Origin of the sequence: Rubripirellula obstinata (genome assembly GCF_001642955.1) — a bacterium.
GTDB classification, from domain to species: domain Bacteria; phylum Planctomycetota; class Planctomycetia; order Pirellulales; family Pirellulaceae; genus Rubripirellula; species Rubripirellula obstinata.
Window position 1 is genome coordinate 164,984 of the sequence record NZ_LWSK01000001.1, and the last position, 25,576, is coordinate 190,559.

General features: G+C 53.6%; 11 protein-coding genes. 6 read left to right on the top strand and 5 right to left on the bottom strand.

The features are described from left to right. Positions 1-537: 537 nt before the first annotated feature. From RC85_RS00740 to RC85_RS00750, 3 genes are all read right to left on the bottom strand, one after another. A complete protein-coding gene (locus RC85_RS00740) occupies positions 538-5,427 on the bottom strand; it encodes a lamin tail domain-containing protein (protein WP_068257948.1) in 4,890 nt (1,629 codons plus the stop codon). A 752-nt stretch (positions 5,428-6,179) separates the two neighbouring features. Then, positions 6,180-6,866, bottom strand: coding sequence for a PEP-CTERM sorting domain-containing protein (locus RC85_RS00745; protein ID WP_068257949.1), 687 nt, complete (start codon positions 6,864-6,866; stop codon positions 6,180-6,182). Between the two features lie 557 nt (positions 6,867-7,423). Then, positions 7,424-7,897, bottom strand: coding sequence for a hypothetical protein (locus RC85_RS00750; RefSeq protein ID WP_235033384.1), 474 nt, complete (start codon positions 7,895-7,897; stop codon positions 7,424-7,426). A gap of 322 nt (positions 7,898-8,219) precedes the next feature. Here RC85_RS00750 and RC85_RS00755 point away from each other — a divergent pair, with 322 nt between their 5' ends. The 6 genes from RC85_RS00755 to RC85_RS00780 all read left to right on the top strand — a co-directional run bounded on the left by RC85_RS00755 (position 8,220) and on the right by RC85_RS00780 (position 21,137). Then, positions 8,220-10,283 (top strand): HlyD family secretion protein, encoded by a 2,064-nt coding sequence (locus tag RC85_RS00755; RefSeq protein ID WP_068257950.1) that lies wholly within the window; start codon positions 8,220-8,222, stop codon positions 10,281-10,283. An 816-nt stretch (positions 10,284-11,099) separates the two neighbouring features. Continuing rightward, positions 11,100-11,993 carry an efflux RND transporter periplasmic adaptor subunit gene (locus tag RC85_RS00760; protein WP_235033385.1) on the top strand — a complete coding sequence of 298 codons (894 nt, stop codon included), beginning with the start codon at positions 11,100-11,102 and terminating at the stop codon, positions 11,991-11,993. 100 nt (positions 11,994-12,093) lie between these two features. Continuing rightward, the gene (locus RC85_RS00765) at positions 12,094-14,331 is read left to right on the top strand and encodes a site-2 protease family protein (RefSeq protein ID WP_235033386.1); all 2,238 of its coding nucleotides are present in this window, start codon (positions 12,094-12,096) and stop codon (positions 14,329-14,331) included. A 400-nt stretch (positions 14,332-14,731) separates the two neighbouring features. Continuing rightward, a complete protein-coding gene (locus RC85_RS00770; RefSeq protein WP_068257952.1) occupies positions 14,732-15,124 on the top strand; it encodes a DUF3467 domain-containing protein in 393 nt (130 codons plus the stop codon). Positions 15,125-15,411: 287 nt separating this feature from the next. Next, positions 15,412-19,302, top strand: a complete 3,891-nt coding sequence (locus tag RC85_RS00775) for a hydantoinase B/oxoprolinase family protein (protein WP_084422231.1) — start codon at positions 15,412-15,414, stop codon at positions 19,300-19,302. A 221-nt stretch (positions 19,303-19,523) separates the two neighbouring features. After that, complete coding sequence (locus tag RC85_RS00780; RefSeq protein ID WP_084422232.1) at positions 19,524-21,137, top strand: sulfatase family protein; 1,614 nt, start codon at positions 19,524-19,526, stop codon at positions 21,135-21,137. A gap of 505 nt (positions 21,138-21,642) precedes the next feature. On the opposite strand, the gene RC85_RS00790 is transcribed toward RC85_RS00780, so the two are convergent. Both RC85_RS00790 and RC85_RS00795 read right to left on the bottom strand, forming a co-directional pair. Next, positions 21,643-23,775, bottom strand: coding sequence for a 3-hydroxyacyl-CoA dehydrogenase NAD-binding domain-containing protein (locus RC85_RS00790; protein ID WP_068257954.1), 2,133 nt, complete (start codon positions 23,773-23,775; stop codon positions 21,643-21,645). Further along, positions 23,772-25,061 (bottom strand): thiolase family protein, encoded by a 1,290-nt coding sequence (locus RC85_RS00795; RefSeq protein ID WP_068257955.1) that lies wholly within the window; start codon positions 25,059-25,061, stop codon positions 23,772-23,774. The genes RC85_RS00790 and RC85_RS00795 overlap by 4 nt, the downstream gene beginning before the upstream one ends. Positions 25,062-25,576 lie beyond the last annotated feature (515 nt).

Here is a 25,576-nt window from a genome sequence, read left to right on the forward strand (position 1 = left end):
GAGTTTCGGCAACTTGGCAAACCGAAAGTCTTGGCGACTTTCGCTACCAATTTCACCGCCGCTCATTGTTCCGACGGTCCTTCGGAACTGTCCCGAAACAAGTTCCGTATTTGGCGAAGTTTTTGACAACTCTCGGTGAACGCCAGCAATTACCTCGACCGCGCAGCGGGAGGAGGTCGGACGTTTCAGCGGCCGGAAGGGGGCGAGCGTTGATGATCGCAAACCCTCTCCCTCGCTTTGGCTCGACCTTTCCCGCAGGGCGGGAGAGGTGAAATTACGCGTAAAACGCCCGTTTTCAAAACAGTGAACGCCACCAAGTGGTCGGCTTGGGAATCACGATTTGATCAGCATTCGTCTGGTTCTGGAACAGTTTGATGATGGCAAAAGATGGATGGACAAAAAATGAAAATAGAGGGGATACAAATGAAGAACGGGTTTCCATTTTTTGCCAAATTGCGACGTCTATTCCCGGTCATTGGTGGCGTTCACCGAGAAGTGTCGCAAAGTTAAATCGTAATTTTCAGCCGTCTCATGCCGCTAATTTCCAAATGCCGAACGGAAAGCGGCGAAGTCGGTCAGGCTGACTTCGCCATCGCGGTCGGCGTCTAAGCCTCCGACTAAATCCTCTTGACCAAAGACGCTTCGGAAGGCGGCAAAGTCGGTCAGTCCCACGGTACCGTCTCCATCTGCATCGCCGTAATCGCGGAAAAAACTGTCTACGCGATTGGCGGTGTTTCCAAAACCATCAAACCGATATCGCAATTCATAGGTTCCATCGGCAAGCGTGCTGGCGAGATCGGAATCGATTCCATTAATTACTGAGTCGCCTGCGGTGAACGTCAACGTCGCAGTCGTTTTGCCACCTCCGTTGTCCGTATCAACCAACAGGCCACTGACGATTTCATTGGTTCGCGTATTTGTTAGTTCAAAGTTACTGGCATCAAGCGTAACGATCGAATCGAAGTTCACGGTGATGGAGGTGACTTCCGATCGCGTCGGTCGGCCCGCGTTGATTTCGATCGAATCGACGTTCGGTGCCGAATTCACGCTGCCGGGCGTGGGAGCAGCGGCCTGCCAACTTCCCGCGAAAGCACCCAGCGTTGATGGGCCGATTCGGTTGAGGGAATTGCCCGAACCGTCTGCGGAGACTGGCCAAGGAGCCAAGTCGTCGTAGACCAATTCATCAACATTGACGTTTGGCTGAATCATTGGATCATCCATTGGCGGATCATCGGGCGATTGCAGTTTGACCAGGCCGTTGCTGTTGGAGAGCGAACCCGTGAATGGACCGAGTAGCGTCACACCACCACCGGTAATGCCGTAATGATTGTTGAATGCGGTCACGTCGCTGGTGTTGCTCGGTTCAAAAGGAACGATGACCAAACTCTGGCCCGCTGCAATCGATTGCCCCTCAGCGAAATTGAAGTCGCCTTCTCCACGAAGTCTCCAGTTCGACAAGTCGATCGTGCCATCGGTCCAATTGGTGACCTCGATAAATTCCAGGTTGTCTTCGTCGGCGGCATCGGGGTGATACTGGATTTCACTAATCACGACGTCCGAAAAAGCGAACGCGCCGTTGGTCATTCCCAGGCTAGGTTGGTGCAATGGGACCAACCGCGAACCGTCGGGCGTGCGTCCCAAAGACACGCCGTTAAAGGTTGCGCCGAATTCGACCGCGTCTTCGATTCGAGTGACGACGCCACCGGACGCTTGAGACAAGTAAACCTGATCACCTTCGGCGGCATTGAGCCCAAAGCTAACCTGCCCAGGCAGGGCGGGATCGAGATTAAAGTCGCCTGCATCAAAGACGACCAAAGCACCAGGTTGCAGCGCCGGCATCGTTGGGATCCGATACTTCAATAGATTCTCGCTCGAATCGCTCAACCACCAACCACTGATGTTGATCGGCTGATCGCTGGAGTTGCGTAGTTCAATCGAATCGGATTGAGGCGGGTCGGTATGCGCAAGGATCTCGTTGACAACGATTCCCCGCGGAGCCACTGATGCGCTGCCGGGGGTTCCGCCAAACACGCCGCTGGCGGTCCAGCGATAGGGCTTGTCCAGTTCCGCGGCGGGCGTGTTCAAAGGATCGGTCAGCGAGAGCGTGCCACCGTTGCCGTCGGCGGCAAATGGCCAGGGATCACTGTCGCGATAATCAACGGACATGATCACGTTATTGGCTGAATCGATGACCTCGATTTCTTCGCCACTGTTGTTCAAGGCACCTTCCCAGACGCCTAGCACAAGGATCGGACCGCTGCCGGATCCAGCGTAACGAGCTGAGAAACCATCAGCGTCTTCGACCACGACTGCACGTTGCCCCGGAGCGAGCACGGTATCACCGAAGTCAAAACGAACGGCGTCCGATAGACTTAATCCCGACAGCGCGATCGACTCAGTGGCCGAGACATTCATGACTTCAATAAAGTCTTCTACATCGTCTCCGCCATCGTTGTAATTAATTTCGGTGATCCGAAAATTCGTCGCGTCGGCGGGTTCGCCGGCCACGACAAAATCAGACGATTGCAGGGCCGACCATTGGGCACCCGCATCGCGTGCGCGGGTGCGAATTTGAACTGATTGATTCAGCACGATTGGATCGCTCTGGAACGCCGACGCCACCCCCAACAACCTAGCATCGAAACTCAAGTCGCTGCTGGTGACCGGTCCGGTGCGTTGACCGTTGACGACACTGCGGATCTGATGCACTTCGATCGCAAGAACATTGTTGCCGACCACCAACAGGTTCGGATTCAGCGGAATGTTGATAAACGAATTGCCGTCGTTGCCAGCCGGACCGCTGGCGCTGGTGGAATAGCTAATCGCGCCGCTTGGCATGTTGATGCGATCGGCCTCGACACCATTCAAGTAGACCACGGCTCCATCGTCGACCTTTAACTGCAACGTTAGCGCGTCGAAGTCATTGGAGAGCGTGAAGGTTTTGCGGAAATAGGATGTTGGATGTTTGTCTTGTTGATTGGAGCCATACGAAATCTCCGTCGCCTCATCGGATTCGCCGTACCCAAGTTCGGCGTCGCCTTCGCTCCATCCTGAATCATTAAAACTGGATGATCGCCATGCGGTCCCCAGGTCGGTTCCGGTGTCGTCGTACTTCCACGATTCGCCGTCATCGATCAGTGTTCGTTGACCCGCGATCCCGTTGAATTTGATCGCGTTTGGACTAACACCGCCGCCGGGAAGACGTGGGTCGGAGCCATCGGTCGTGTAATAGATCTCACCGGCTTCGGCGGCGAACGTTAGTTCGCTGCCAGCAGCGGCCGCGCCGCCGGCTTGGACATTGGAATTGATCAGCGTTTGAGGCGCATCGATGCTGGGGAAGAATCCAAGGTTTTCGTATGCGTCCAGGACAATGCCTGAACGAGCTGGGAAGTAAGTATTGATCAACCGGTCGATCTCGGGCGTCCAATGGCCGCCCTTGGTGTACGGCTGCGACTCGCGGTTATCACCCCAGCGAGCGGATTCGGCAACGATGGCGTCTTCCAATTCAGCCACACGCGCATTCCATCTCGTTTCGGTGGCCGACGGTGTTAGCGCTCCGCCTTCGGAAAAGTGCAGGTGCAATCGGTCGCCAAAGCGGACAATGAATTCTGGAATGTCTGAAAGGTCAGCCAGCATGCGGGTCGCGTCAGTGATCGTTCCGGGCAGTTTCGCATTGACGCCTTCCAACGTCCGCTCGCTATCCCAGGAATACATCCGCCACTTGGCACCGTCTAACCCGCCCCCCGCGGCCCGCCAATTGCCGTTGAATTTCAGGTCATCATTGCCGCCGTAGGCATTGATGATCGTCCAGTCGATGAAATTATCGACGTCCAAACGATTGGTCACTTCGGTCCAATTGCCAGCCGCTGCTGCGGCCTTCAGTGCATTGAAAGATGCGATCGTCCCATCGACTGGCGATCCACCGTTGAGTGCATCGATGCGATCATCGTCGCCACCATGGTACTCGGCATAGTGCGACGCATCTGCTCTTTCGTGAACGTTGTAAACGCCCCAATACAAACCATTCAAATACAGGTTCGCATAGGACCCGCGTCCGCCATCATCATTGCCCATTGCAATCATCGAATCGCGAATGAATTGATCGCGAATCAACGTCCCGCGATCGCGTTGATTTGAATCGCGGTGGATCCACGAATTGTTGTACATCGCCCGCAATTGAAGGCTGTTAAATTCGGTGACCGGCGAATCGGCAAACAGCGGATAATCAAGTCGCGATGCACCGTAGATCGACCGAAATCGAAGACTCATCGAATGCTTGGCCGAAGCCGAAGGATTACGACTCGCACCGCCGGCGATTTTGAGACCGGCATCGACCTGGAATCCGGACTCTCCGTCCGCCAAAATCCACTCCACCGACGTCGCAACCTCGATCGTGTCATCTTGTGGGTTACTGTAGATGCCGGCTGGGCCAAAGATATTGTCGACATCCGAGGTCAGCGACAACGTCGGCAGTGATTCCAATGCCGCCAGGACATCGGCGCGGCCGGTCGGGTTTCCTGGGCCAGCGATCTCTGGATCGATTTCATAATCAATAAACCTCGGTAGACCCGTGGTGGGAAAACCCGCTGGGGCGGAGGGCTGATCGACAACGTCGTTCAAGTAGAAATACGACTGAGTATCAACGTTGGTTTCTAGCAGACCGTTCTTGAACGCCGCGGCACGCAAGACTGTCGTTGTATTAATCGGGACCGAAGCCGTCGGCGCGGTGTTGGCACCGACGAATACCGCCGTTCCGTTGGACAGCGTCGGCTCACTGCCGTCGGTGGTGTAAACCAGCGTCGCACCCTCGGTCGCCGAAGTCACGTCCACGACAATTGGCGAGGTGTAGAACCCACGGTCCAAGCTAAAGGTTGTGTCTTCGACGAATCCTTCCACGCCAATTCCGTTTGCTGTGCGCGGCGTTGGTGTGACGAAGTAGCGATTCGTATTTCCTGATGAATCGATCCCAAACGAAATGTCACGTTGCTGATCAGGATAGTCGCTGGTTGCCGACCCAAACTCGTTGGCGACCTGGCCACCGGGTTGAACCAGCGCCAAGTACTCGCCGCCGGCGCTGAGTCTGAAATTGGTATGCAGTTCGCCGGTTGAAGGTTCGGGCACACCATCACCGGAGGCAAACACAACCAGGAAATCACCTGCCGCTAATTCTGATTCCGGTGTGTCAGGAAACGTCCACTGATCCAATTCATCGGGATCGTCGGTCAACGACCAGCCCTGCAAGTCGCCCGCGGTGCTACCAACGTTCCGAATCTCGATCCAATCCGAAGACCGACTGTAGGCGTCGAGCAAGGAAGAGCCGTTGGAAGCAACAAACTCGGTGATTAGAAAGTCGGCCGCCAGTAACTGGCGTTTCTCGAGCGATTCCAGGCGGTTAAGACGTGACTTCGTTTTACGCGAGCGTGGCATGTGTTCCCTGGAAGAGGAGGTGTGTTGTTTCGTTAAAGAAATTAACTCGAAATGACTTCATGAGAATTAGATTGAATCAAATCCCAACCCGAACGCGCCAGCGAAGGATTTCCGCGTCAAACAACATCCCTCGATCACGCGTTCGGGTTGGGGAATCGGGAAGTTGTTTCTGGGCAGTTTCGAAGCAGGACTCGATCAGTGTTCTTTGAACGAAGCATCAGGCAAAAAGTTCTCAATCCCAAGACTGGAAATCACAACAAATGAGTCACGTGCCAATCAAGAAAGAGCGATGATCGACCGGTATTCCATGAGAGACGATCACATGGCTGGCAGACCGTATTGGAGGGACTGTCCTGAAACGAGTTCCGTCTTTGGCGAAATCTTCTGTAGCTGGGCCCGCCCCAGGGTTTAGTACCTATTCAGTCGGGTGCAGCTAATGACGGACTGAGCAGGTACTGAACCCTCGCGGGCCCAGTTACGGGAAAACCGGGAAGTCATTGTCGGCCAGCCCCTTAGTTAAGCGAAAACCGGCGACATAACCCGTAGCGATATGTCGCTCCGCTCAGACGAGCAAGCCAATAATAACCCGCGGCGTAAGCGGGGGATCTGCGTTTATCCCTCGCTTACGCCGCCGGTTACCATTGCCGGGCGCGTCCGCGCAACGAAAACGGCGAGACGGGTTACTGCAACCCGTCTCGCCGTGATCGATGTTCCGCTAACAGTCAATCTGGATTCACATCCAAAAAGTCTGCTTACTTACGTCGGCGTCGTACCAAACCGCAAACGCCAGCCACGCCGAGAATGGCAAGCGAGGAAGGTTCGGGAATGACGGTGGTTCCAACGGACGCGACCAAGGCGCGATCATTACGGATGGTGCCGTTATCCTGCACCACGCTGACAAGGTAAGCTGGATCTGCCGCCCCACCAGCGAAGCTACCGACTGCCTGAAGTCCGTAAACGTTGTTGCCAGGCAAGTCCAAAATAGCCGGGATAGCAGTTGCGTCATTCTGAAATGCGAAAAACAACCGGTCGCTAGTATCTGCCAGATCAGCGTTGGAAGTTACAGTAATTCCAGTAAAGGTGTAATTGATCGGTGAACCATCGCCACCACCGAATGTTGCCGCAGCATCCGATGCGCCAAGAAAACCCGTTAAATCGGTGCCGTCGTAGCCACTGTAAACACCCAAAAACAGATCAACCACTTGGGTATTTTGGCTGCTCCCTACCAAACCGATGCTGTCGACAGAGTAGGTCACGTTCTCGGTCAGAGTAACGGTCTGCCCAGTGAGGGTCGACGGAGTCGCATCGAAATCAATAAAAAGACCACCCGGTGCCCCAAACGAAGATTGGGGACTTGCAGTGGTGTCAATCACAATGTCAGCGGATGCCGTTCCGGTCAGCATCAGGGCACCGACAAGGGTAAAAATCAATTTCTTCATCATTTGTACCTTTAACTCTTCAAGGGAGGAAAACTAGGTCGAAGTGTGTGATCCGCAAAAACCGAACAAACACGCCGCATTACGAATTACCAGCTTCGCCTAAAACTCACCCCCCATAAAGGAAAATCTTTTGAAATTACCTTAAGAATATGTTTAAGTAGACATCCGCACCGTAGATGTCGTCAGATGCATTCGATCGCAGTGCGTGTAGGTTTCCACCTTAAATCGTCGCTAGGCCCGCCAGCCTGGCGGTATCTAATTCCCCCTGGCGGGCGGTCGCTGGGGAGCATTTCCAAAGAACTGTCCCGAAGTAACTTCCCGGTTTTCCCGTAGCTGGGCCCGCCAGGGTTCAGTACCTGCTCAGTCAATCGTTAGCTGTACCTCACGCCGTGAAGGGTTCTAAACCGTTTAACCGCGTGGGCATCGCCCCGCGCGTTTCGTTCAGCGTGGACGCGCGGGGCGATGCCCACGCGGCTAAACGAACTTTCCGCGACCAAGATCTCTTCACGGCGATGGACTGAACGCTGGCGGGATCGGACACGTTTTGCAACGGTTGCCTAAGACGCCAGCTTATTCGAAGGCTTGCCGCTGCCAGCTTTCTTCCTCGCTGGCTTGGTGACCAAGCGTATTTCTGGCATTCGGTTCTTACCGCCGTGGAACGTTCGCCGGCCTTCGATGGTGTGGTCGAAAACGAAAACACCGTTGGATGAGCCTCGTGGCGAGATTCGTAGAATTGCCGGATGCCCGCACTCGCTGCACTGGACCCTTAGCCCGTGCGAATCAAGCATCCGTGCGATCGCATCGACCAGCTTTCGGTTCTCTTCGATCGATCCCATCGATTGACCGGCAAACTGGTTCAGCTTGTCCGCAATCGTCATGCGAATCGATCGTTGCAGCCTGGCGAGATCCTGTTCGAGCGACTGCAGAGCCTGCGACGGACGCTCGCCGGCAATCCGGCCGACGTCTTTTCCAACCAAGACGTCTTTTCCAGCCAGATCGGGCGGCGTATCGGCTGGCTCGGTGGTAGACATCCGTTTCCTAGGGAAGCTTGATTACAGGATCGATTCCGATTTTCTTAAATCAACTCTGGACGAGTTTATACAAGTTGTATAAATTGTCGAGGGACGATTTTTCGCAGTGTCGTGAAAAGTCCCCATTCGGTTTCCGCCCAGAAAACCGGCCTGTTTGGGTGAACCGGCCTGTTTGGGTGCTTGGCTTGCCAAATTTGCAGCGAAGGGTCAGGTCAGCGTGGCAAAATCTTGACGTTTTCAGTAGTTTCGATCCTCGATAAACATTTTGGCGGCGATTTGCCGCAGCATTTGATTCCGTTCCCACTTTCGCGAAGCCCAGCCCATGTCGGTCAACCAGCAAACGGTCGAGGAAACCAAGGCACAGATTCGTGGATTGGTCAACGAGATCGCTGCCTTGGCAAAGAGCGGCGCGACCGCCGAAGAGTTCTATTCTGAATTGCTCTCGCGAGTGATCACGGCTCTGGCCGCACCCGGCGGCGCGGTTTGGTTGCTCGACGATGATCAGCATCTAAAGCTGCAGTATCAGATCAATGCTGAACCATCGATCTTGGCCGAGGACACCGAAGATGCTCTGCGTCACAAACGTCTGCTGCAACGTGTCGCCCACAGCGGCCAATCGTTGCTGGTGCCACCGTACTCCGGCACAACCGATGGTGATGCCGAAGGCAACCCGACTCGTTACTTGTTGGTTCTCGGTGCGTTGAAGCATGAAGGCCAGAACGACGGTTTGATTGAGATTTTCCAGCGTCCGGACACCGCGCCTGACACGCAAAAAGGCTACCTGCGGTTCCTGCAACAAATGTGTGAGTTGGCGACCGAGTGGTTGCGGACTCAAAAGCTTCAAAAGCTAGGTGATCGCCAAACGCTATGGCAGCAAGCCGATTCGTTCGCTCGCGCGACTCATGAATCGCTCGACCTAAAAGAGACCTGTTACATCGTCGCCAACGAAGGCCGACGAATGATTGGTTGTGACCGAGTCAGCGTGGCGATCAAGAAGGGCGGTAAGTGTACGGTCCAGGCGATCAGCGGCCAGGACACGATCGAAAATCGATCGAACATTGTGACGGCTCTAAATAACTTGGCGACTCGAGTGGTCGCGGCCGGTGAACCGCTTTGGCACGATGGATCGACCGAAGATCTGCCGCCGCAAATCGAAGAGGCGCTTGAAGACTACGTGGACGAATCCTACGGTCGGCAAATCGCGGTGCTGCCACTTCGTGAACCTGAGCGACGCCTTGGTCAGGACGAAGAAGCGGGTGCCGCGGGAACGATCGATCGCGACAACGCTCACCGAGGCGAAGTGATTGGGGCGCTGATCGTCGAGCAGATCGAAAGCGACATTCCTGCCGAAATCTATCGCTCTCGCGTCGATCTGGTTTACGAACACGGTACACGAGCGATCGCGAACTCGCGGGCTCACAGCAATCTATTCTTGATGCCGCTCTGGCGTGCTTTGGGACGTGCGACTTGGGTGCTGCGTGCTCGGACACTGCCCAAGACACTGGCGGTGCTCGGCTTGATCGCTGCCATTATCTTGGGGCTGACGTTCATTCCCAAAGACTTCAACCTGGAAGCCGAAGGCACGTTGATCCCCGAGGCTCGCCGCGAGGTCTTTGCACCGATTGACGGTGAAGTGATCGAGGTCTCGGTCGACCACAATGACGTCGTCAAAGCAGGCGACGTTTTGATCCGGCTTAGAAATCCGGACATGGAACAACAGATGGTTGAAGTCGAAGGCCAAATTCTGACGACGCTGGCCGAACAGTCGCGAGTGAAGGGGCAACTCAGTTATGGCGAAGACTTAAAGCGGGCCGACGTTCAAGCATTGAAGTCAGAACAAAACGAGCTTGAGATTAAGTACAAGGTGCTGCTTCAGAAAAAAGCGTTGCACGAAAAACGTGCCGAGGATTTGAACATTCGCTCACCGATCGATGGTGTCGTCGTTTCTTGGGACGTCGAAAAGATGCTGCGAAGTCGTCCGATTATGACCGGCCAGGTTTTGTTGGAGGTCGCCGATTTGAATCAGCCGTTGCGATTGGAATTGGATCTGCCCGAAAAACGTGAAGGTCACTTGGACGAGTTTGTCCGAACCAACAATCTGACTGAGCCCGATTCGGTGATCGACGTCTCGTACATTTTGGCGACCGACCCCGATCAACCTCTTGATGCGGTCCTGCCGGTCCGAACAATCGCGACACGTGCGGAAGCCAACGAAGAACATGGCGCGATCATCAAGATGAAGGCGCTTCCTGAACAAGAACCGTTGCGTCGTTTGAACCCGCGTCCAGGCGCGAAGGTGATTGCAAAGGTGAAGTGTGGTCGAGCATCGAGCGGGTTCGTGTTCTTCCACGAAATTTATGAATGGTGTTGCAAGTTTTTCTTCTAGTTTCCTCAACGTAGGCCGTAGCGAGCCCCAGCGAGTTACGGCGTCCCGATTCCCGAACACACACTTGCCGAAACTCGCTACGGCCTACTTGTCATCCTTGACGTAGGCCGTAGCGAGCCCCAGCGAGTTACGGCGTCCCGACTCCCGAACACACACTTGCCGTAACTCGCTAAGGCTCGCTACGGCCTACTTGTCTTCATTGACGTAGGCCGTAGCGAGCCCCAGCGAGTTACGGCATCCCGATTCCCGAATACACACTTGCCGTAACTCGCTAAGGCTCGCTACGGCCTACTTGTCTTTGTTGACGTAGGCCGTAGCGAGCCCCAGCGAGTTACGGCATCCCGATTCCCGAATACACACTTGCCGTAACTCGCTGAGGCTCGCTACGGCCTACTTGTCTTCGTTGACGTAGGCCGTAGCGAGCCCCAGCGAGTTACGGCATCCCGATTCCCAAACACACACTTGCCGTAACTCGCTGAGGCTCGCTACGGCCTACTTGTCTCCATTGACGTAGGCCGTAGCGAGCCCCAGCGAGTTACGGCGTCCAGATTCCCGAATATACACTTGCCGTAACTCGCTGAGGCTCGCTACGGCCTACTTGTCATCCTTGACGTAGGCCGTAGCGAGCCCCAGCGAGTTACGGCGTCCCGATTCCCGAATACACACTTGCCGTAACTCGCTAAGGCTCGCTACGGCCTACTTGTCTTCATTGACGTAGGCCGTAGCGAGCCCCAGCGAGTTACGGCGTCCCGACTCCCGAATACACACTTGCCGTAACTCGCTACGGCCTACTTGTCCTTCCAAAAAGTTTTTCTCATGCGCCAGACACTTATCCTAAAAGCGTTTTTACCTGTGGCGATCGCGATTGCCGCGACGACCAGTCTCGTGCATGCCCAGGAACGTGGTGAGCGTGAAATCCGTGCCGTCAATTGCTCGGTTCGCTACATCAACAAGACTGACATTCCGGCAAAGGCTGACGGAACGCTCACTGAGTTGATGTTTGAAGAAGGCGACACCGTCACCAAGGATCAAGTGCTGGCGACGATTGATGCAACCGCGGCAAAGCTTGCCGTCGAACTGAAAAAGGCGGAGGAAAAAGAGGCCACACTCAACGCACTCAATGACATCAACCTTAAAGACTCCATCAACAACGAAAAAGTCGCCAAGGCCGAATACGAGTCTTACAAAGTGCTTCGCAAAGAAGGTGCGATCCCGTATTGGGAAATGGAGAAGAAGCGTTTGGAAGCAGAACGTCAGGTGCTGCGAATTGAATTGGCCAAGATGGAACAGAAAATTGCTTTGATCAAACGCATTGCGAAGCAAACTGAATTAGACATGGCCGAATTTGAATTGACCAAACGCGATGTCACTTCACCGGTCACCGGGTTCATCGAAAAACGAATTGCACAAATTGGCCAATGGGTCCAAGCGGGCAGTCCCATCGCAACTCTGATTCAAATGGATCGGTTGCGAGTCGAAGGCGACATCGATGCATTGCGTTACCCCGGCGTCGTTGAAAAGGGTGCTGCCGTCGAAGTCACGGTCTTCCAAGGCGATCGCAGCGTGACCGTTGATGGAACAATTGGTTACGTCAGCATGGAAGTGGACGTCCGAGATTTGAATAACATTTGGGTCGAGATCGAAAACGAAAAGTTCGGCAACGATTGGAAATTCAAACCCGGCATGAAAGCCGAAATCACGATTAAGTAAATAGCGATTAGCTTTTAGCGATTAGCTGTTAGCTTTCCAAATCCAACTTCCTCATCCAACAAAACTAATTGCTAACAGCTAATCGCTAAAAGCTTCTTCCATGTCTACTCTTGCCGAATCCCTTGTTAGCAGCTCGTCACGTGCGCTGACGGTGCGCAAGCGTCCTGACCTGTCCGCGAACCGGCAACGGTATCAGGGCACGGGTTATTGGGTGGTCAAGGAACCGGTGGGATTGCAGTACTTTCGTTTTCATGACGAAGAGTACTTCATTCTGAACATGTTGGATGGCCACGTTTCGCTGCAGCAGATCAAAGAAGGATTTGAGCGGCGGTTTGCACCTCAGAAGATCACGTTTGGTGATTTGCAGCAATTCATTGGCATGTTGCATCGCAGCGGTTTGGTGATCAGCAATTCGCCTGGCCAGGGCAAGGCGCTGCGTGAACGTGGACGGAAGAAGAAGAACAAAGAGACGCTGGGCAAGTTTGCCAACGTCTTTGCACTTCGCTATCGCGGTTTCGACCCCGAGAAAATCCTCAACGCGATCCTGCCTTGGTTCGGTTGGATCTTTACGGTTCCCGCTCTGCTGTGTTTTGGATTACTGCTATTCGCCGCGTCGATGTTGCTGGCTAGTCAGTACGACACGGTTTACGCCAAATTGCCCACGTTCCAGCAGTTTTTCGCTGCCGATCGTTGGTTGATTCTGGCCGCAACGATGGGCATCGTTAAAGTTATCCACGAATTCGGTCACGGTCTGAGTTGCAAAAAGTTTGGTGGCGAGTGTCACGAAATCGGCTTCATGTTGTTGGTCTTTACGCCCTGTTTGTACTGCAACGTTTCCGATTCGTGGATGTTGCCCAACAAATGGAAACGGGTTTGGATTGGTGCGGCCGGAATCTATGTCGAGATGATTTTGGCGTCGGTTGCTGCGTTCGTTTGGTACTTCACTGAAAACGGAACGACGATCAATGACCTTTGTTTGAACATGATGTTTTTGAACGTCGTCAGCACCGTGTTGGTCAACGGAAATCCGTTGCTACGGTTCGATGGCTATTACATCCTGATGGACGCGTTGGAAATTCCCAACCTTCGTCAGAAGAGCACCGAAGTTCTGAAACGATGGTTTCAAAAAACATGCTTGGGATTGGAATTGCAGGACGATCCGTTCTTGCCGACACGTGGCAAGTTCATGTTCGCGATGTTCACGATCGCCAGTGTGATTTACCGATGGGTGGTCGTCTTTTCGATCGTCTGGTTTGTGATCAAGGTGCTCGAACCCTACGGCTTGCAAGCGGTTGGGCGAATGGTTGCTGTGGTTGGTTTCTTTGGATTGGTGGCTCAACCGGTCAAACAAACGTGGAAGTTTTGTCGTACACCTGGGAGATTGTCGAAAGTGAAACGTAAGCCTCTATTGACCTCGCTAGCGATTTTCGCGGCCATCATTGCGGGCGTCTGTTACATCCCGTTGCCCCACCACATCGATTGTGCTTTCGAGGTCAGGCCTAGCGAAGCCGGTTCGGTTTACGCGGGAGCCCCCGGGCGGATTGAGTGGACGGTTGATCCCAAGGCAATCGTTCGCCAAGGCGATCCAATCGCGGTGCTGAAGAATCCGGATCTGGAAATCCAGCTCGCTCAACTGCGCGGTGAAGAAACCGTTTCTCAGGTCAAACTGCGGAACTTGTCGTTTCAGGTGCGGGATAACGAAGCCCTGAAATCACAAATTGAAACTCAAGAAGAACTGTTGGCGTCGGTTCAGCACCTCAGAGAAAAAACCGAGGAAGAGCTTGACCGTTTGACCGTTCGTGCCAAGCGAGACGGCTATGTGATCGAACCACCTTATCGTGAACCTCAAAATGGCCGCGACGGACGATTGCCGGGTTGGACCGGGTCACCGCTAGATCAAAAGAACCGTGGTGCGCTGTTGACTGCGGATGACGTCATCTGCGAAATCGGTGCTCCCAATGATTACGAAGCGGTGGTCGTGATTGACCAGGGCGACGTTCAGTTGGTTCGTGAAGGTCAAGCAGTTGATTTGAAGTTTGATTCGTTGCGGATGAAAACGTTCAGCGGAATGATCACCGAAAAGTCCAATGAACCACTCGAAGCGACATCGGTTTCTATGTCCAGCCAGACCGGCGGTGATTTGCAAACCGAAATTGATCCAACGACCGGAATGGTTAAGCCACGAAGCGTGTCGTATCAGGCAAGGGTGCCACTAAAACTGGATGGTGTTTTGGTGCGGCCCGGCTATCGCGGTTCAGCAAAGATTCACGTGGACCCAATGTCCCTGGGAGGAAGACTTTGGCGAGTGATTGCCAAGACCTTTAACTTTGAGCTTTAGTATTTTACAGCAGCCCAATCATCGGGTCGCAGTTTGTAGGCCGTAGCGAGCCTTAGCGAGTTACGGCATCGAGATTCACCCATGCACAATTGCCGTAACTCGCTGGGGCTCGCTACGGCCTACTTGAAAACGATGGCCTTCCGTTTTTACGCAAAGCTCGTGGTTTAACACTGCGAAACGTCAACCTTACTATTTCAAACCAGAACAGGATCTTCTGAAGTTGCAGCACCGCGTTGGTTCGTTACCATACGGCGACTGCAATTGAGGTGCGAACGGGCGGCACCGCTGGAAGATCTTTTTTAGCCCCATTCCTTTCATCATCTTCTGCATCGAACTCGTTTCACTGTGACGACGAGCGATTCGGAAATGAACCACCTCGAGATTTTCGGAGAAACTATCCATGGCAGATGCCAAGAGCCCTGAATCCACTGACAAGCCCGCCGCCGCTGCTGCACCTGCAGCCGCCGAGCAAGCTCAAACTCAGCAACCTGTACAAGTTCAGGTCAACGACGAACACGCCGCTGCAACCTATGCCAACTTTTGCCGCGTGACGGGTTCGCCCGAAGAGTTGATTGTTGACTTTGGTTTGAACCCGCAACCGATCGGTGTTCCCAAGGACCCAATCCAAGTCAAGCAACGCATCATCTTGAACTTTTTTACCGCCAAGCGATTGTTGGCCGCATTGCAAATGTCGGTCGCACGGCACGAATCCGTGTTCGGTGTTTTGGAAACAGACATCAACAAGCGAGTTCGCCCAGGCCTTCAACAGCAACAAGCTCCTAAGAAAGACTAAACCGTCGTTCTTTGAGTCAACAAAAAACCCTGACATTCCAATGGAACGTCAGGGTTTTTTTGTGTCGCGACCATAGGCCGGTCACAAGACACCTCAATCAGCGGATTCCAAGCCGAGTGAACGGCGACATCAACCGTCGCTGATCCCGCCAGGGTTCAGTTCTACACTCACTGAACCCTGGCGGGATCAGCTACGGCAATTTTGGTTCACGCTGATCCCTTTTCGATTCCCAATCGTTCAACTGGGGACGATCAAACGATGAACCAGCTTGCAAATACAATACGCTCATGACAGAACCTCAGCCAAACGATGCCCGAACACAGCAGGACAACTTTACTCTGGAATTTCAAAACGTGGTTTGGGCCGATGTGGGTGGAACATTCACCGATGTGATCGTGATTGACGATTTAGGGAATCGCCATTCGACCAAAACGCTTAGCAGCGGGTTGGTCTATGCCACGGTTGTTAGCACAGATGACAATTGCGTGACCGTTGACAAACTACCCGCCGCAGATTGCGATGGTTTCTGGAATCAAGCGAAATGGAGTTGTGGCGGCGAAGCTTGCGGGATTGTCACCGATAATCGCGATCACACGCTTAAGCTGACAAGTGATACATCGCTACCGAGCATAGGTGAAACGATTGTCTTGGACGCCCAGATCGAAGCGCCCGTGTTGGCGGCTCGGATGCTATTGAATGTTCCGATCAACCAGCCGCTACCTCGACTGTCCGTGCGGCTGGGAACAACGCGAGGCACCAACGCATTGCTGACTCGCGGTGGTGTGCGAACGGCGTTGCTAGTGACCGCCGGTTTTCGCGACGTGCTACGAATCGGCGAACAGCAACGCAATGACCTGTTTTCGCTCGATATCGTCAAACAACAACCGCTGACTTGCGACGTCGCGGAGGTCGCCCATCGCATGGACGCGGATGGCAATGTCCTGAAATCAATTGATGTTCAAAAACTTAAAACAGACTTGGCAGCGTTCAGACAAAAAGGCGTCCAATCAATCGCGATCGCACTGCTTCACGCTCACACTAACGATGAACATGAACGAAACGTTGAATCGGTTGCGCGGGAGTGCGGGTTTACCAGCGTTAGTCGGTCCAGCGAGGTCGCGCCGCTGATCAAACTGGTCTCACGAGCCGAAACAACAACGTTAGACGCTTATTTAAACCCGATCCTTTCAACCTACGTCGATCGGTTTAGCAAACAATTCGGCGGTGATTCGTGTGAGATGCTGTTGATGACCAGTGCCGGAAACCTGGTCAAACCAGATCAGTTTCGCGGACGCGACAGTGTGCTGTCAGGTCCGGCTGGCGGAGTGGTGGCACTTGCGCAGGTCGCGCGAGATTCCGGATCACGTGCGGCGATCGGTTTAGACATGGGCGGAACCAGCACCGACGTTAGTCGTTATCAGGGCAAGGTTGGCAGACGCAGCGAATCGACCGTGGCGGGCCTGCGAATCATGACGCCGATGATGGATATCCACACCGTTGCCGCCGGTGGCGGTTCGATCTGCGGATTCGATCACGGTCGCATGACGGTTGGCCCCGACAGTGCGGGCGCGATGCCGGGACCGGCATGTTACGGTCACGGTGGTCCGCTAACGGTCACGGACATCAATTTGTTGCTTGGCCGATTGCCAGAATCAAAGTTCCCCTTTCGATTGGACCGATCTGCCGCCGAGTCGAAGCTTGCTGAAATCGCTCAGGCAATGAGTCGTCAGGCGATGGGGAAAGATTGGTCCGAAAACCTGCCATCACTAGCCGAAGGATTTCTGGACATAGCAGTCACTCACATGGCCGAAGCGGTCCGCACGATTAGCACGGCCCAAGGCAGCGACGTCCGCAGCATGACGCTGGTGGGCTTTGGCGGTGCGGCCGGTGCCCACGTGTGTCGAGTTGCCCAGCAATTGGGAATGACAAGGATTCTTGATCATCCCGATGCAGGGCTAATGTCCGCGATCGGCATGGGCATGGCCGACGTCGGAACCACGATCACACGCGGCGTCTATCGAACTGTTGACGAATTTAGTCCGTCGGATGCCAAGGCAATGATGGACGATATGTACGTCGAGGCAACGAAGGTACTCGGTAGAACTCCGGTGCATCGAGCAGAGTTTGACCTGCGATACGTCGGTACGGAATCCACGCTCGCGATTGAGGCATTCGTTGAATTGGCGGAAATGGAACAGGTCCATTTCGTCGAGAGTTTAAAACAACGTTTCCATCAGCGTTACCGAGATGTATTTGGCTACGACCAACGTGAACGCCCCATCGAGGTTGTTTCCATTCGCTGCGACTACGTGATCAAATCATTGAGTCCAATGAACGATGTTCGGACAGTCACGCGCGAGCGGGGATCAGATGCGATGGCAAGTCTGTGGCAGGAAGGTCGATGGATTGATGCACCGTTGATTGACCGCGACGCAGTGATGCCGGGGGAATCGATTCCGTCGCCCGCGATGGTGGTCGGGCAGCATTCGACGTTGCTAATTGAATCAGGTTGGATCGGTAAGGTGTCGGCAAACGGTGTCATCGAGTTGGTCCACGCAGCCTCTCAAAACGAAGCTAACAACCAAAAAAACAATCTGGAAAAGTCTCATCCGAAGAAATCGCCTGCCGATGATCCCGTCATGTTAGAAGTGGTCGCACGGCGTCTGCAGGGAATCGCCGATACGATGGGTGAGGTGCTGCGGCGGACGTCGATTAGCGTCAACGTCAAAGAACGGCGAGATTATTCATGCGCCGTCTTTTCCGCCGATGGATCACTGGTTGCCGGTGCGGCGCATGTTCCCGTTCACCTGGGCGCGATGGGGCACACAGTTCGTCACATGATGACGTCATTCCCGACCATGTCCGACGGCGATTGCTATGTGTCCAATGATCCCTTTACCGGCGGTTCGCATCTTCCTGACGTCACCTTGGTCACGCCAGTCTTTGCGGCACCGGGCACCAGCGACACGAAGCCCGAGTGGTTTGTTGCCTCGCGAGCCCATCACGCTGAAATTGGCGGTATCACACCTGGATCGATGCCGCCCGGTGCGACCTGTTTAGCCGAAGAAGGCGTGTTGATCCGCGACTTCCCGCTGATTCGTTCAGGCAAGGATCAACGCGATCAACTGCGACAGATCCTGTCCAGCGGACCTTATCCGTCGCGAAATCCTGATGAGAATATGGCGGATCTAGCCGCACAATCGGCAGCCGGTGTTGACGGAGTGCGAAACTTGCGTGAGCTCTGCGAAACTGTCGGCAAACCATCGCTTTCCAAGCTCATGAGGCGATTACTGGACGTTGCAGCGGAGCAAACCAAGCAGTTTATCAACACGCTACCGTCCGAACCATGTCGTTTTGAAGATCGACTCGACGATGACACCAAAATCGGTGTTACTATTTCAAAACAAAGCGAGCGGCTGCTGATCGCCTTTGATCCAACGCCGCTGCATCCCCGTGGATTCAATGCAACACCGGCAATCGTGACGGCGGCGACGTTGTATGTGCTTCGTTGCATTTGTCCCAGCGACTTGCCGCTTTGTGAAGGAGTGCTGCGTTGCATTGATTTGCAAATTCCCCAAGGCTTGCTGAATCCTCCGGCCCACTCGGATCCAAACAAGTGTGCGGCGGTTGTTGCCGGTAACGTCGAAACGAGCCAGCGGTTGGTGGACGTATTGCTGGGGGCCTTTGGCGAGGTTGCGGCATCGCAAGGAACGATGAACAACTTTTTGGTGGGCGACGACAACTTTGGATACTACGAAACCATCGCCGGCGGTGCCGGTGCGACAGCCAATGCGCCCGGCGCGGATGCCGTTCACACTCACATGACAAATACTCGTATCACCGATCCCGAAGTCGTTGAAACGCGATTGCCGATCCGGTTGCACCGATTTGAAATTCGTTCGGGCAGCGGTGGAGTGGGGATTCATCGCGGCGGCGAAGGTTTGATTCGAGAATTTGAGTTTCTGAAAACTCTAACTGTTTCTCTATTGACCAATCGCCGAACAACCCGCCCCTACGGAATCGAGGGCGGTGGCGATGGGCAACCGGGACGCAACATCTTGCTTCGATCCAACACGGAAACTGAATTACCACCCTGCGTTACCATCGAAGTCGCAACGGGCGATCGTTTGATCATTCAAACGCCCGGCGGTGGCGGGTACGGCAAACCAAATGGCTGACATTCCTGTGTCTGATTCAAGGGCAACTGAAAGTTCAATCGTCAGTAAATAGCCGAACCCAAATCACGCGTCATTCGCGTCACCATGGTGCTGCGGAGATCTATGATAGGCTAGCGGTTGAATGGTTGACTTCCGTGTTTCCCTGGAAATTGGTGCTTCACAGCATGATAGGATAGGTCAGCATCCCCGTGAATGATTTCCCAAACCAATCGATAAACACTATGCACATCAAGAAGACGATTTTGGTATTCCTGTTCGCATTGTTTTGGATCAGCTCAACAATTTCCAATGCAATCGCTGATGATCGACCAAACATTTTGTTCGTCTTTAGCGACGATCATGCAACCCATGCGATTGGTGCGTATGACGGTTGGCTGAAAAGCGTTGACCCGACTCCGCAGATTGACGAATTGGCGTCCCAGGGAATCGTCTTTAAGAACAGCTTTTGTACAAATTCGATTTGCGGTCCCAGTCGCGCGGTGATTCAAACTGGGAAACACAGCCATAAAAATGGCTTCATGAACAATGGCAATTCGTTTGACTGGAACCAGCAAACGTTTCCAAAACTGTTGCAGAACGCTGGGTACACGACTGCGATTTACGGCAAGAGCCACCTGAAGGGAAAACCGCAGGGGTACGACGACTGGAAAGTTCTTCCCGGCCAGGGCCAATACTACAACCCTGACATGATTACGCCGGAGGGAAAACCCCGCATGGAAGGTCACTGCACTGACATTGTGACTGACCTTGCAGTGGAATGGCTAAAGGAAGGTCGCGAAGAGGGGAAGCCTTTCATGTTAATGGTTCAACACAAAGCACCTCACCGAAATTGGATGCCAGCTTTACGGCATTTGGATTTGTACGCTGACATTGAGATGCCCGAACCTAAGACCTTGTTTGATAAATGGCACGACAATGCGTCACCTGCACGGTTTCAGGAACTTGAAATCGATCGTCACATGCATTTGAACTACGATTTGCACGTCAATCTTTTGCCCAATTTTAAATCGAAACCGTTTAGTGGTTCACTCGACAAATCGGCTTGGCGAAACATGCAACGGATGAGTCCGGCACAGTTAAAGGCATGGCGTGCAGCATTCGAACCGCGTGATCGAGCGTTCGAAGAAGCAAAACTGACGGGGGACGCCTTGGTTCGCTGGAAGTATCAACGTTATGCGAAAAACTATCTGAGATGTGTGAAGGGAGTCGACGAAAGTGTTGGTGCTTTAATGGATACAATCGACGATTTTGGGCTCACCGATAATACCGTGGTGATCTATTCGTCTGACCAAGGTTTCTACATTGGCGATCACGGATGGTACGACAAGCGTTGGATGTACGACGAATCGTTAAAGATGCCTTTGATTGTGAAATGGCCAGGTGTCACGGAGCCGGGGTCACATAGCGAAGACCTCGTTCAGAATTTGGACTATGCCCAAACATTTTTGGAATTAGCCGGTGCAGAGATTCCGTCGGACATGCAGGGCGCATCCCTGGTTCCGTTGCTGAAAGGACAGCATCCCGATGATTGGCGACAGAGCATCTACTATCACTACTATGAATACCCCAGCGTCCACATGGTGCCGCGTCACTATGGAGTTCGGAACCATCAATTTAAGCTGATACGTTTTTATCAATTCGATGAGTGGGAATTCTATGATCTGGTGAATGACCCGGATGAACTGACTAACGAATACGAAAATCCTGAATACGCAGGCAGGATCGCCGAGATGAAGACCGAACTAGAACGTCTTCGTGATCTGTACGAGGATGACAGCGATGTGTCCGTGCAATCCAAAGAGTGGCAGACAAACATTCGGCAGCGAACGCCTTAGCCAAAGCACTTAGCTGGACAACGCCACTTCGATCAGCCGCCTCACTACCGAGGACGTCCAGCTTAGGAACTGTCCCGAAACAAGATCCGTCTTTGGCGACATCTTTCGTAGCTGGGCCCGCCAGGGTTCAGTCGGGTTTACGAAGCGTTTCCAAATTGTTTAACCGCGTTGGGCATCGCCCCGCGCGTCGCGCGGCCCGGCAGCGCGCGGTCCGGCGTCGCGCGGCCCGGCAGCGCGCCGGGCGATGCCCCAATGGCACATACTTTAGCCCCGGATGGGGCGTCAGCACGGTGCCGTGGGTCTTGACCCACGGACTCAAACACAACAAAAACCGAAGCCCCGGCTGGGGCGAAAGCGAGCAAGTTTCGGCGTGGTTGCCCCTCCCAGAGTTCCTCCGGGACTAGCGGAGTCTGGCCGTCATCATGGTCAGGATCCAAGCTGGCCGCAGGCGAACGCCTAGCGGCTGATCGTCTCGTAAAAGGCGACTCTAAATAACCGCCGGTTCCTAGGTAGATTTAGGTCGTTCATAAAAGCTTGCGGAGGAATCTGCGAGAGTCAACAACAACGGACTCGGCTCAAAACGTAGCTCATCAAATTTGTTCTGAAAATCTCGCAAGTCAGCCACGATATTTTTCGCGCCGATCTTGTCGGCGTACTTCAACAGTCCGCCACGAAAAGGCGGAAAACCGGTTCCGTAGATCATTCCCACATCGATCGTTGCCGCCGAATCGGCAACGCCTTCTTCCAGGCACCGCGATGCTTCGTTGATCATGATGTAGATCAACCGTTTTGTAATCTGCTCGTCATTTTCCACCGACAACTCATGCACGCGGTGATTCAGAATTTTCTTGTTGACAGATTTCTGGTTGCCCTTGTGAATGTAGAAGCCTTGCCCTGATTTTTTGCCGAAAAATCCAGCTTCATGAATTCTCTCTAAGGTTGCGGCGACTTTCATCCTTGGCCCGTAGGCGTTTTCAAGAATTCGAGCCACGTGATAACCGACGTCGATGCCGACCTCGTCAGCTAGCTCCAGCGGCCCCATCGGCATTCCAAAACTCTTTGCAATGTTGTCCAGGCGTTGTGGGGCAATTCCTTCCTCTAAGAGATACGCGGCTTCATTCATGTACGGCAATAAAATCCGATTGACGATGAAGCCTTCTTTATCTTTGACCACGATTGGCATCTTCCCAAGCTGTCTTGCGAATGAGACAGCGGTTGCGATTGTTTGATCGCTTGTCTTTTCAGTTTTGACAATCTCAAGCAACGGCATTCGATGAACGGGATTGAAAAAGTGAAACCCGCATACCTTATCCGGGCGGCCGGTGCTATCGGCCATTTCGGTCACACGCAGCGAGGATGTATTGGTAAACAAACAGGCATCGGGGGCAACCACCTGATCCAGTTCTTGGAACACCTGTTTTTTGACTTCCATACGTTCCACGACAGCTTCCACCACCACATCGACATTCTCAAACCCGCAGTAAGTGGTCGTTGGTGAAATCAAACTCATCTTCGCATCGACCTGTCCCTGTTTCATTCGCCTCGATTTGACTTGGTAAGCATAGACATCCTTCGCCGTTTTCAGCGCGAGTGCGAGTGCTTGTTGGTTTAGATCTTTGACTCGGCAGACGACGCCGTGTTTGGAAAGCAGTTGTGCGATCCCGCCGCCCATGACACCGGCTCCGACGACACCGACTTTTTTCACTTTATTAGGCGTACGCGTCACGTCAGTCCAAGTTCTCTTTTTGTAAGCTTCGTCCAGATAAAACACCTGGACCAAGTTTTTCGAGATGCCGGAAACGGCGAGTTCGCCCAACGCCGCGCTCTCGATTTGTGACGCTTCTTGATGTGACTTGCCAACCATTTTCTCGATGGTATCGATGGCGACCAACGGTGCTGGATAATGACCAGAAGTTGATTTCAACACATTCTTGCGAGCCTGACGGAAAAGCAGTTTGCGTCCGAGTGGATTCCCTTCCAGCAGTTTTTGCAGCGGCGTTCTTTTTGGCCTGCGAACGACTTCACGCTTAGCCAGAACTTCGCTGGCAAATGTCTTTGCTTGTTCCACCAAGATCGGATCGTAAAAGAGACGATCGACAAGTCCCATTTTGAGTGCTCTGCGGGAATCCAATAGCTTGCCTGGCAAGATGATCGACAATGCTTTGGCGATTCCGACAAGCTTTGGCAGCCGAATACATCCACCAAAACCGGGCAGAATCCCAAGCTTGACTTCGGGCAAACCAATCTTGATGCAGTCTGCGAAACCAGCGACTCGGTGATCGCATGCCAAGGCCAATTCATAGCCTCCGCCGACACAGGCACCATTGATGACCGCGACGGTCAACTGAGGCAGTCGTTCCAGTTTGTCGAAAATTTGTTTTCCAACGTCCGCCATCTTGCTGGCTTCCTTGGAATCCACCAGTGATTCAATTTCCTTGATATCTGCGCCGGCGATAAAGATCGAATCCTTGCCGCTGGCAATCAACAGTGTCTTGATGTTCGTTAGCTCAGCAATTTGGTCTAGCTGTTGATCGAGTTCAAACAGTGCGTCGCGGCTGAGGATATTTGCACTGGAATTCGGTGTATTGAATTCCAGGATTCCCACATCGCCTTGAAGCGTCAATGAAAAACAATTCATAGCTTTGCTCGCTCGAGGATCACTGCGCCACCTTGTCCGCCGCCGACGCAAAGCGAAACGATGGCATGGTCGTCGCCTCGACGCTTCAGTTCTCGCAGTGCGGTCAAGATCAAGCGGTTTCCGGTCACTCCGACTGGATGCCCCAACGCGATGGCTCCACCATTGACGTTCAATCGGGCGGGTTCAAGTTGGCCGATTGCTTGATCGCGGCCGAGATGCTTTTTGGCAAAGTCATCGCACTGGATCAGCTTGACGCAGCCTATCACTTGCGCCGCGAAAGCTTCGTTGATTTCCACGAAGGACATTTGATCGAGTTCCATCGCGGCTTTGTTCAGTGCGGTCGAGATCGCATGCACCGGTCCCAGTCCCATGACGGCTGGATCAAGTCCTTCGTAGGCATAAGATTTGATAAAGCCCAACGGAGTTAGCCCTAACGCGTCAGCTTTGGATTCCTTCATCATTAGCATCGCACTGGCACCGTCGGTAATCGGACAAGCATTGCCAACCGTGACGGTTCCGCTTTGACGATCAAAGTAGGGCTTTAGCTTGCCCAGTGCTTTCAGTGTTTGTTCAGGCCGCGGGCCGTTGTCTTCTTCGCAGACAGATTTGTAGTCAGGCCCGACTGGAACAGCGACGATTTCTTCGGCCAACTTGTCACGAGCCGCGACAGCTTTCTTGTGACTCGACAGAGCAAACTCGTCTTGCTCGTCTCGGGTGATCCCGTAACGCATTGCGATGTTCTCGGCCGTTTGTCCCATCGAGAGGCCGCAGACCGGGTCGGTCAATCCACAGACGACACCGATCACCGGTTTTAAGAAATGGGGACGAAATGAGGCAAGTGTTTTTAACTTTGCAATCGCAGACTTCGACCGCATCAAGTCAGTCAACAAGCCGGTCATGTGCTTGTTGTAGATCAGCGGGATATTCGACATCGACTCGGTGCCGCCAGCAATGACGACCTCCGCCGCGCCGCAAAACAATTTTTCATAGCCGCTGGTAACCGACTCGAATCCGGCTGCGCAGTTTCGTGAAACGGTGTAGCCACGAGACCGCTGAGGCAGTCCGGCCATCAGCGCCGCAACTCGTCCCACGTTGGCAGCATCCATCGGATTGGCCACGCAGCCGACGATGACTTCGTCAACAAGCTCTGGATCGATTGCGGTTCGGTCCAGCAATTCGCGAATCACGATGGACGCGAGTTTTTGAGCCTTCATGGCTGCCAGATCGGTGCCAGCTTTAGCAAAGGGAGTTCGGATACCATCGATGATGGCGATTCGATCACTCATCGGTTCAACCCTTTCTGCAAGATGCTTGGGGTCGTCAGGTTTTTAGTTCCGCCTCTTCATTATAGTCACACCAACCCGCTGCAAATCAATTTCCCGGCAGAGAGTTTCTGCGCCGATTGAGTCGCAATTGCCGGTGACGCGTCTTCATCACCGCAATCTCGCCGCCGCAATCCCTTGGCTCGCCAATCAAAGAGACCTGACCCATTTGATGGCGCTGGAAATAACCACGGATGGCTTTCGCGGGACCACGGATGAGGCGCGTAGGGGCATGCCCATCCGTGGTCCCGCGAAAGCCATCCGTGGTTAAACAGTGCCTAATCCGCGTCGGCCATGACAAAACAAATGGGTCAAACCTCTTTGTTTTATAAAGCGGTCCTCGACTACTGCCACGAGCAAACGATCATGTGCATCATCGAACTAAACAGTTGCGCCCATGAAAAAACCGCTGCCGCTTCCTGGTGGAAACGACAACGGTCTCGCTACTCGTGAAGCGGAGTGCTTCGGAGTTAAGTCAT